Source organism: Filomicrobium sp., from assembly GCF_025698805.1.
Taxonomy (GTDB): domain Bacteria; phylum Pseudomonadota; class Alphaproteobacteria; order Rhizobiales; family Hyphomicrobiaceae; genus Filomicrobium; species Filomicrobium insigne.
Genome location: NZ_JAILWT010000024.1, coordinates 1 through 6,234, shown reverse-complemented (window position 1 = coordinate 6,234; position 6,234 = coordinate 1). Strand labels below are relative to the sequence as shown.

General features: G+C 61.7%; 3 protein-coding genes. All 3 read left to right on the top strand.

Annotated elements, in window-relative coordinates; translation table 11 throughout:
- On the top strand, window positions 1–1,998 hold a 1,998-nt coding region (locus tag K5845_RS20885), incomplete at its 5' end, for a hypothetical protein (RefSeq protein ID WP_287959946.1).
- A complete protein-coding gene (locus K5845_RS20880) occupies window positions 1,989–3,080 on the top strand; it encodes a hypothetical protein (protein ID WP_287959945.1) in 1,092 nt (363 codons plus the stop codon). The genes K5845_RS20885 and K5845_RS20880, both read left to right, overlap by 10 nt.
- The coding region (locus tag K5845_RS20875; RefSeq protein ID WP_287959944.1) for a DEAD/DEAH box helicase at window positions 3,070–6,234 on the top strand (3,165 nt) is incomplete at its 3' end. The genes K5845_RS20880 and K5845_RS20875, both read left to right, overlap by 11 nt.

Here is a 6,234-nt window from a genome sequence, read left to right as displayed (position 1 = left end):
TGGACGCCTTATCTTGAAATCCCTGACGTGTCCGTCCTCGCCGAACGGCTCCCCTCAGTTCCGGAAGAAGCTGCGCGCTTGCGCTCACTGGTGGAAGGGTATGAGGGGACGCCTCTTGCACGCGGGCAGTTGCTATATCCAGGGCGCCAATTGAGGTTGACGAGGTGGCCGCGCCCCGATGCACCCCTAGTGCAACTAGAGGGCGGTTCCGCAGCCACCAACGCTTTGCTAGCTGATCAATGCGTTCTGTCGCCTGGGCCGATTTGGGTATTCCGCATCCGCGACGAACTGCGGGCCAATGAAGTACGCGGGAAGTTCCTTCGGCCGGGGGAGCATTACATCCTTCTGGCGCGTGAGGCGCTAGCCGAGCTACCGAGCTGGATTGCTCCGACGAATGGCTCGTCAATGCAGGGGGCCCACGCATACTCGGCTAACGCCCCCTTGGTCTTCAACACTGCCGACGAAACATCGCTGGAGGCTTTGGGCCTCGGCGCCGTCACGGATGTTCTAATTCGCCCTGCCGCGCTACCACCCGCTTCTTGGGACGGCGAAGGCGCTGCCGATTGGCTAGCCGGTGAACAGCCCATCCTAGCCATCTCATCATCGCGCGCCGTAGCGAAGGGGATCATCACACTTAACGGCGTCCCCCATTTGATCCCGTGGCCGGCCTCTGAGCGCGAGGTGTTTCTGGAACTGAGCGACCTTGATGTCGGTTCACATCAAGTCGGCGTTTCATTGTTCTCGGACGTGATCAATCGACCCGTCGCCGCGGGTTCGCTGCAAATAGTCATTCGGAGTCCTCCGGTGCGCCTACCGGCAGGATCGTTTGGCGAGGGTCTCATGATCATGGCGAGCCCCGCGCATCCGACTCTCTCGGAACTCTGGGATGGAAGGGCAGTGCTGGAGGTGCGTGGGCCACAAGGGGTGGAGATCGAGCTCGAAGCCGCCCTTGCCGACGGATCGAGCCGGTCCGTAAGACACCGAACAAATGCGCGGCTCCCGATCGAAGCCACTCAGTGGGGCCGACACACGAGCGAGCTCCACGAGGACGAGGACCTTCTGTCCTTCTACGACTCGGCCGAGTCGTGCATCATCACGGTGCGTCACCCTCGCCTCGGCGCAGTCACGCTGCGGGCTGAACGGGAATTTGCACCTCTACGGTGGATTGCCGGACGGCGGGGAGGCGCGCCACAGCTTCGGCTACTCAACAATTCTGAGAGCGCGGCCACGGTGAGCATCTTCGAGTTTGCCCATCCGGACCGGCAAATCCCGGTCGAGCTTAACGAGGTGTCTGAAATCACGTGGCCGGCGGGCGGCCTCGTGGTGGCCGAAGCGGGAACTGCCAGCGCGTCGAATGTCCTCCCTCCTCGCATCCGCCACCCGACAGATCTAGAAAGCCTCAACGTCAGGGGACTCACGCCAGGCCCTAGAACGAGCGGGGAGGTCCGCCGGCTACTCGGGATATCGGCCAGCTGGGCCACGGCGTCCCTCCCGGCGGATCCCTTTGCGGCGACGGGCAGCCTTCACGTCCAGCAGGCCATTGCTGGTCACATAGCCGCGCTTATAGGAGGCGGCCGATGGGCCGCGCTCGAAAGGCGTGCGAGCGACTTCGATGAGCTGAGGTACTCGGAAGTCCAGCATGCAGTGGGGGATCTACGGCAACACCACGTTCTCGCTGCCTCCCTGCTTAGAGACGTTGAGGCGATGCTCGCCCTAACACCTCAACAGCGCAGCATGCGGTTGATGCGCCTCCTCGACACTCACACTCCCAACGCTGGACATGGTCGCGGGCGTTTCCCTCTGGCTCAATTTGCCCTGCAGTTGGCTAGCGACCCCGCTTCCTTGGCAGCGACCTCGGAGAGTGAGCTCGATCTTGCACTTCAGTTACTTCTTGTGTCGACTATCGTCATTCGGGTCGCGCGACTTCTTGTCCTAGAAGTTCACGCGCTGATCGAGCATGACACCGGCGGGATCTACAGAGGCTGGTCGTGGGGGTAAGGCGCATCGATCCAGACGTCGCTATGCGGCACGCCGTAAAGTCGCTCGATCTTGATCCCGACCGATTCGCGCTCGAATCGCCAGAGGTCCTTGCCGCCGCGGTACGGCGCACTGCATCCTTCCTGTGTCCAACGACTCCCGGGGCTCTGACACGCTCGGTGAGTGAGACTGTGTCGCGGCTTGGAGGTTCGGTGGACGTGGCAGAAGACGTAGCCAGCATGGTGGAGTCCTTGGCGTCGTATGGCGACCTGCTGGAACTTGCAATTGATGACGGCACGCGCACGCGCCGGCAACTCTTTCTTGGGCCACCAGCCTACGTCTCGGTACGTCCCGACTGTGCGCTTCTCGTTGGCATTCGGCCGGACGGTGCCGCTCTCGTGAGTGATGAGGTCCTCTCGCTGGTCGAGCCGGATCGACACACCCGGCGAGTCTCGCTCGGTGCTGACGCGGCTATCGCCGATCTTCTTGCGGCAGAAGGACTGATCGAAATGCACGTCGACCATTGGCTGGGCGCTCCACGACGGACGTCAGCTGAAGCGGTGGTGCAGTTCTACACAAACTACTTGGAGGCCGCCGGCCCTACGGGCCCAATCGATGGGCTTCTAGTCATCGATCCCAGCGCGCGAGTAACCTATTACATCGGCAGATGGCGCCCGCTGGGGCCGCGCGACACTGGTCACTTCGTCGCTCGGCGGCCGCAGGCGTACGGTGCGAACGCTTGGTGCTTTGCTGATGTGCGTGCGGGCGAAGTTCAGCGCCTGATTGACCTACCGATCGAGGATTCGCTCGCCCGCCCCTCGGATGAAGCGTGGCGTCTGCAGGCTGCCCTTGATGTTAGGGCAGGGCGTCCTCAGGAGTTTCGGGTTCGCGTGGACGGCGCAACACGAATCATCGACGTGTTTTCGCCTGTACCGAGCTGGTTACGGCGCCGAATAGACGTCGTAGGAACCGACATGTCGCCTGGCATGGGGGCGCTGTTTTCATACGCGGTTCCGATGGACGCGCTGTTGGATGAGATCTCATACCTAGAAGACTCGATGTGGCTAGCGCAAAGCCAGGGAGGGAGCGACAGTGGCGAGTAGCAGCCCTACGATCGCGGAAACCGTAAGTGAGATCCGTTCAGCGCTACGGAATTACATTGAGGCGACATACCACATCGGACACCCGGCGCTGGTTAGGCAGCGCCGGGCGCTCCTGGAGCGCGAGGGAGTAGTTCATCGCCCCCCGTACTTGGAGAGCACGCCTCGCTATACGCCTGGCCGACGATTCTCCGAACTCGACATACCGGAGCCGGCAAAGGCACTCTTCGCGAGCATGGCGAACTCCACCGGCCACCCCATGCGCAGTCTGGTGTTCGACCCGCCTTATTCCCATCAGGCTGAGGCTCTCGAGGCGATTAGTCGGGACCGGCAGAGCGTAGTGATCACAACCGGCACGGGGTCCGGAAAGACGGAGGCCTTTCTATTCCCCACGTTGGCGAAGCTTGCCGTCGAAGCACACGATTCTCCAGCGTCGTTTCAGACGGCATCTCTGCGGGCGATCCTGCTCTATCCAATGAACGCCCTCGTCAACGATCAGTTGGGCAGGCTCCGACTGCTCTTTGGAGATCCGCGCGTTGCCGGTAAATTCATTGAATGGGCTGGGCGACCTGCCCGGTTTGCTCGCTACACGAGTCGAACGCTCTATCCCGGTATTCGGACCGTCAAGAAAGATGGCGTTCGACTTAAGTCGATTGAACGCTTCTACGTTTCCCTACTTGATCGCGCGGCTGATGCTGAGGACCCGGAGCAAGAGCGCGCCAAGTATCTGATCGCCGCCCTGCGCGAACGGGGTAAATGGCCCGCTAAACCGGATCTCCAAGCTTGGTTCGGCTCATCCGGCGATCGTTGGCTAGACCGCAATGGTGAATTTCAGCGTGCGGTCATGCGACAAAACGATCCTGAGCTCCTCACTCGGCATGAGGTACTCGCGAACCCTCCAGATGTTCTCGTTACGAACTATTCGATGCTGGAGTACATGCTCATGCGGCCACTGGAGAGGCCGATCTTCGATGCGACACGCGACTGGTTGGCGGCCAATCCTGATGAGCGCCTCTTGTTGATCGTCGATGAGGCGCACCTGTATCGAGGGGCAGCGGGTGCAGAAGTTGGTCTGCTACTCCGGCGGCTTCGCGCTCGCCTCGGCGTTGCGCAGGACCGGATACAAGTCATCTGCACAAGCGCAAGCTTCAATGATCGTGAGTACGCTCGTCAGTTCGGGGCCCAGTTGTCGGGACAGAACGTTGCGGGGTTTCGAACGATAAGGGGCGAGCTCGCGCTTCGCCCCGGCGCAGAGAGTGGAACCGACAGCGATGCAAGCGAGCTGGCGGGGATACCCCTGGAGGAGTTCTACGAGGCAACCAGCGACGCTGGACGGATCCGAGTTATCAACGGCTTCCTACGGTCACGCGGTGTAACTGGCAATTCGCAGCTAGGCCAAGCGTTATACGCAGCGCTCGCCTCGTACGCCCCGATGAGCCTCTTAGTTAACCTCACCATGCAGGCCGCTTGGCCGCTTGATGAGTTGGGATCACGGATCTTCCCTACGGCCGACCGAGACGTGGCCGATCGGGCGACTACGGCACTGGTCGCCCTTGGGAGCTTGGCGCGGCAATCCCCGGGAGAGCCAGGAATACTTCCGTGTCGTGTGCATGCCTTCTTCCGGGGACTCCCGGGCCTGTGGGCCTGCATCGACGACAATTGTACCGAGCGAGATGATCAATTTGCCGGAAGCCCCGTTGGGAGCCTCTATGCGCAGCCGTTGGATGTGTGTGGTTGCGGAGCACGCATTTTCGAGCTGTTCACATGCCGCAACTGCGGATCGGCGTATGCTCGCGCGTACACCGATAACCTGGACGAGCCTCGATTTCTGTGGAACGCTCCGGGCGGGGGCTTCGAGTCGGTAACAGGCCACATCGCCGAGCTGGCGCCGCTCGACATACTTCTCGAAGAACCGACGATTGAGCCGGTTGAGCCTGTCGAACTAGACATGGTGACCGGGCGGTTGAATCCAGCGCGCATGGGCGATCGCGTTCGCCGCGTGTTTATTCAGCATGATCGCACGGAGTCCCTCGATGGAGACGATTTGGCCGGTGCGGCTAGCCCGGCCGGGGCGTTTCGGCCGTGTGGGGTCTGCAACGAACGCGCCGGGTATGGCCGAAGCACAGTGCAAGACCATCAAACTAAGGGTGACCAGCCTTTCCAGGCTCTGGTAACGCGCCAAATCCAAGTTCAGCCCCCGGGCGCCCAGCCGTATTCTGACTTTGCACCGCTTCGCGGCAGGAAGGTTCTCGTCTTTTCCGACTCCCGCCAGACGGCAGCGCGACTAGCCCCCAATCTCCAGACCTATTCGCTACAGGACGCGCTACGCCCCCTGGCGCTGCGGGGCTGGAAGCATCTGGAGAGCCTTGACGCTGTGGCTGCGATGCTGAACCTGGACGATCTCTATCTGGCGGTCCTGATCGGAGCTCAGTCCGTGGGCGTACGTCTTCGTCCACAGCTCAAAGGTACGGAAACACTTCACGCTATTCGCGAGGTTCAGGCTGCAGCCGATCTCGACGTCTTGAGCGACGGAAGTCAGGTACTTCAGCTCGTGCGCACCGTCGGGGCCGAAACGGTGCCGCAGTCATTGCTACGCGGAATCGTAACGACGGTAACCGACCGGTACTACGGGTTTGAATCGCTTGCGCTCGCATCGGTACGCGAGCGCCCGAACTTGGAGCCTCGTTTGCTGGCGAGTCTTCCGCCACTGGCCGGTTTCGCAGAGGTGGACGGGGACCGTATGGGCCTTGTGCGCGCTTGGCTCGGCCAGTGGACCGGACAATCCGCTGGGATCTGGTTCCAGAGCATGGATCCCAGTTGGTGGCAGACTCACCAAGGAGTCCGGGCACACTCAGGCAAGTTCGCCGCCTTCGACCGCTGGTTAAGTGCGAACGGGGTCAAGAGTCCTTTCGAGCGGCAATGGCTACCAATCCTTCTGGACACCTTCTGCGAACTCGTCGCGCCGAGGAAGTACAAGATGAGGGCCGCCAATCTCGGGCTCGACGTCGGCGGGGATTGGGCCTATTGCCAAGCGTGCCGGACGACACAGAGGCCGTTTGCTGGGCAAGACCGATGCATGAATTGCGGTCGGTCGCGTGTCGCCACGATCGACCCTGAAGAAGACCCAGTGTTCGCGGCTCGGAAGGGCTACTACCGC